Source organism: Streptomyces sp. NPDC056503 (genome assembly GCF_042794995.1).
Lineage (GTDB): Bacteria > Actinomycetota > Actinomycetes > Streptomycetales > Streptomycetaceae > Streptomyces.
The window spans coordinates 1-3,539 of record NZ_JBHTST010000256.1; the positions used below are offsets into that span (position 1 = coordinate 1).

The following is a 3,539-nucleotide window of genomic DNA, read 5'->3' on the forward strand; positions in this document are numbered from 1 at the left end:
CCCGCCGACCGCGCAGGGACGCGGACGGGTGGGGCCGGGCGGGCCGCGGACGGGGTGTTACTTGACGGATCCCGCGGTCAGCCCGGAGACGACCTTGCGCTCGATGAGGGCGAAGAGGACCACGACGGGGACGATGGCGATGACCGAGCCGGCGAACAGGTAGTTCCACTGGACGGTGTAGTTGCCGATGAAGCTGTTGATGCCGACGGTCAGGGGCTGGCTCTCGGGAACGGTGGAGAGCGTCAGGCCCATCACGAACTCGTTCCACGCGGCGATGAAGGTGAAGATCATCGCGGTGACGACGCCGGGCATCGCCAGCGGAAGGGTGATCCGCATCAGGGCGCCGCCCCGCCCCAGGCCGTCGATCATGGCCGCCTCCTCCAGCGCCTCGGGGATGGAGGAGAAGTACGCGGTGAGGATCCAGATCGCGAAGGCCAGGTTGAAGGCCGCGTTGCAGAGGATCAGGGTCCAGACGGAGTTGAGCATGTCGAGCTGGTAGAACTCGCGGTAGAGACCGACCAGCAGGGACGTCGGCTGGAACATCTGGGTGACGAGCACCAGCAGCAGGAAGAGCTTGCGGCCGCGGAACCTCACGCGCGCGGTGTAGTACGCGGCGGGGATCGCGACCAGCAGGACGAGCAGGGTGGATCCGGCGGAGACGAGCAGCGTGACGCGCAGGTTGTCCCCGAGGTGGGACTCGCGCCAGACGTCGACGAAGTTCGCCCACTCGAAGGCGCTCGGCAGGTAGGTGGCGTCGCGGAGTTCGTCCGCCGGCCGGAGCGCGGTGACGATCATCTCCACGTACGGCAGCAGGAACACGGCGGCCAGCATCCACGCGACGGCCGCGACGAGCAGGACGCGCGGGCGCAGCCGGCGCGGGGTCCGGGGAGACCGCCGGCCCGCTTCGCCGGCCGCGGGGGTGGAGCGTGCCGCGCGGGTGGCGCGGTCGAGGGTCTGCTGGGACATCAGCTCTCCTCCTGGTTCCAGCGGGTGGCCTTGAGGAAGAGGACGACCATCAGCACGACGAGCGCGAAGTTGACGACGGACATCGCCGCGGACTGGCCGATGTCGGCGTTCTTGAGCTGGTACATGAAGACCGTGGTGGTGGCGGTGTCGCTGTCCGGTCCGCCGCGGGTCATGGACCAGATGATCGGGAACGAGTTGAAGACGTTGATCAGGTTGATCACCATGCCGACGAGCAGCGCCGGGCGCAGCAGCGGGAGGGTGATCCGCAGGTACGTCTGCCAGGTGTCGGTGCCGTCGACCCGGGCGGCTTCGTAGACCTCGGCGGGGATGGTCTGGAGCCCGGCGAGCAGGGTGTACGTGGTGAAGGGCAGCGACACGAACACGGCGACGAACATCATCCACGGCCAGGCGGTCGCGGGGTCGCCGAGCCAGTCCTTCGGGCCGTCGACGATCCCGAGGTCGGTCATGAGCGTGTTGAGGACGCCGGCCGTCTGGTCGAGCATCCACTTGAAGCCGATCGCGGTCATCACGACCGAGGCGGCCCAGGGGGCGATCAGGGCCCAGCGGGTGACGCGGCGTCCGGGGAACCTCTGGTTGAAGAGCTGCGCCAGCGCCAGGGAGATCACCATCGTGGCGGTGACGACGACGGTCGTCCACACGACGGTGGAGAGGACGACCGAGGGCAGCGCCGGCTCGTCGAAGAGCTGCTTGTACTTGTCGAACCCGGCCGAGCCGCGGACGAATCCGCTGCTGCTGATCTTCAGGAACGACGTCCGGGCCATCTCGTAGACGGGCCAGAGGACGACGAGCCCGATGAGGAGGACGGCGGGCCCGATCCAGGGCAGCGGCCCCAGCCGGGCCAGGCCGCCCCGGCCGCCCTTGCGGCCGGGGCGGGCGGGAGACGTTGTGGGGGACACGAGGGGTGCCTTCCGTGAGGGGCGGAGCCTGCGGGGCCTGGGCCTACTGGTCGGCGACCGCCGCCTCGGCCTTCTTCTGCAGCTCGCCCAGCACCTTCGCGGGGTCGTTCACGGCGGTGCCGCCGCTCTTCTTGATCTCGGCGGAGACGGCGTCCCAGGTGGTGTCGCCCAGCGGGTAGAAGACGGCGTTCGGCAGCAGGGCGAAGAACGGCTCCAGGTCCTCGTGCCTGCCGTTGGTGGTCATCTCCTGGAGCGTGTCCTTGGTGACCGGCATGAGGTTGTACGTCTCGTCGAACTTCAGCGTGTTCTCCTTGGAGTACGCGAAGTCGAGGAACTTCCTGACCTCTTCCTTGTGGCCGCCGTCCTTGAACGCCATCATCCAGTCGGCCACGCCGAGCGTGGACGTGAGCGCTCCGTCCTTGCCGGGGATGGGCGCGACGCCGTAGTCGACCTTGCCGTCCTTGGACATCTGGATGAGCGAGGGGTGGCCGTTGAGCATGGCGGTCTTGCCGGCCGCGAAGTCGGCGAAGGCGGTCTTGCGGTCGGTGGTGGCGGGGTTGGCGTAGGTGAGGCCGGGCTCGACCAGGTTCGTCTTGAGCCAGCCGAACGCCTCGACGTTGGCCGGGCTGTTCAGGGTGTACGCGCCCTTGGCGTCCGTGAAGCCGCCGCCGCTGCCGAGCTCCCAGATCAGGGACTCGCCCTGGGCCTCCTCGGGGCCGAGCGGGAGGGCGTACGGGATGACGCCGGGCGCCTTGGCCTTGACCTTCTCCGCGGCGGCCTTCAGCTCGGCCCAGGACGTGGGCGCCTCGGTGATGCCGGCCTTGGCGAAGATCGCCTTGTTGTAGAAGAGGGCGCGCGCGGAGGAGACGAACGGGATGCCGTACTGCGTGCCGTCGACCTCTCCCGCCTTGGCGAAGCTGTCGATGAGGTTGGCGCGGGTCTGCTCCGAGAGGACCTCGTCCGCCTTGTAGAGGAGGTCGTCGGCGACCTTGTCGGCGTAGCCGCCGGTCTGGAGGACGTCCGGCACGTTGCCGCTCTGGATCATCGTCTTGACCTGGGCGTCGATGTCGTTCCAGTTGACGACCTGGACGTCGACCTTGATCGTCGGGTTGGCGGCGGTGAAGCGTTCCGCCACGTCCTTCCAGTACGCGGTCGAGCTGTTGGACGCCTTGTCGCCGTAGTCGGCGGCGACGAGCTTCAGGGTCACGTCCCCGCCGTCCGACGCGCCGCCGCCGCCGCAGGCCGTGAGGGTGAGCACACCGAGGGTGCAGGCCGCCACGAACACGCGCTTCTTCATCGTCAGTTCCGCCTTCGTGTCTCTCGGCCGGTCACGACGACAGGCCCCAGGGTCCGAACCACAGCAAGCTCGGCACACGCAAGGATCTGAGGAATCTTTGCGACTTTCAAGCAGTTACGAGCATGCGTTGTGGGCAAAGTAAACAACACGAAGAGTCGGGCACCAAGGGCCGTTACCTGAACGATGCGAATCCCCGGAGCCCGCGGCGGCCGTGCGGCGGCCGGCGTCGCGACACTCTGCCCCATAAGGGGAAAAGGCCGCGACAGGAACAATCCGCACGACCGCCCGGTCCCGCACGGCCACCCCGGGGTCGGGCCGGAAGCCCGCGGAACGCGAAGCGCCCCGCCTCCGTCGGTGAC

3 protein-coding genes are annotated in these 3,539 nt (G+C 68.5%); all 3 read right to left on the minus strand.

Annotated elements, in window-relative coordinates:
- Positions 1–57: 57 nt before the first annotated feature.
- Genes ACFQ8C_RS36755 through ACFQ8C_RS36765 form a run of 3 tightly spaced genes read right to left on the minus strand, consistent with a single transcriptional unit; the run spans position 58 to position 3,180 of the window.
- On the minus strand, positions 58–966 hold the full coding sequence (locus ACFQ8C_RS36755) for a carbohydrate ABC transporter permease (protein WP_383466276.1): 909 nt from the start codon (positions 964–966) through the stop codon (positions 58–60).
- On the minus strand, positions 966–1,883 hold the full coding sequence (locus ACFQ8C_RS36760; protein WP_383466278.1) for a carbohydrate ABC transporter permease: 918 nt from the start codon (positions 1,881–1,883) through the stop codon (positions 966–968). Before ACFQ8C_RS36760 ends, ACFQ8C_RS36755 begins: the two co-directional genes overlap by 1 nt.
- Before the next feature lie 43 nt (positions 1,884–1,926).
- Entirely contained in the window at positions 1,927–3,180 is a 1,254-nt protein-coding gene (locus tag ACFQ8C_RS36765; protein WP_383466280.1) for an extracellular solute-binding protein, read from the minus strand.
- Positions 3,181–3,539: the final 359 nt, after the last annotated feature.